The sequence below is a fragment of the Streptomyces sp. SP17BM10 genome, assembly GCF_036322405.1.
GTDB lineage: Bacteria > Actinomycetota > Actinomycetes > Streptomycetales > Streptomycetaceae > Kitasatospora.
Genome location: NZ_JAQYXB010000554.1, coordinates 1 through 498 on the forward strand (window position 1 = coordinate 1; position 498 = coordinate 498).

Consider the following 498-nt stretch of genomic DNA (forward strand, 5'->3'; position numbering starts at 1 on the left):
GGACGAGTTGATCGGGTTCTTCGTCAACACGCTGGTGCTGCGGACGGACCTGTCGGGCGACCCGAGCGTCCGGGAGCTGCTGCGCCGGGTGCGCGAGGCGGACCTCGACGCGCTGGGCAGCCAGGACGTGCCGTTCGAGCGTCTGGTGGAGGCGCTCAACCCGGTCCGCTCGGCGGCGCGCCACCCGCTCTTCCAGACCATGCTGATCCTCCAGAACAACGCCTGGTCGGAGCCGGGCCTGTCGGGCCTGCGGGTCGACGAGCTCCCGATCGACCACCGGATCGCGAAGTTCGACCTCTCCGTCGACCTCTGGGAGAACGCCGGGCCGGCGGGTGAACCGGCGGGCCTCGGAGGCCAGTTGGAGTTCGCGAGCGACCTGTTCGACCGGTCGACCGCCGAGGTGCTGGTGCAGCGGTTCGTCCGGGTGCTCGCCGGGATGGCGATGGAGCCGGATGTGCGGGTGGGGGCGCTGGAGGTCCTGGCGGACTCGGAGCGGGA

1 protein-coding gene is annotated in these 498 nt (G+C 71.5%); it reads left to right on the forward strand.

The genetic code is table 11. The annotated features are described in order from the left end of the window. On the forward strand, positions 1-498 hold a 498-nt coding region (locus tag PUR71_RS14210), incomplete at both ends, for a condensation domain-containing protein (protein ID WP_329927334.1).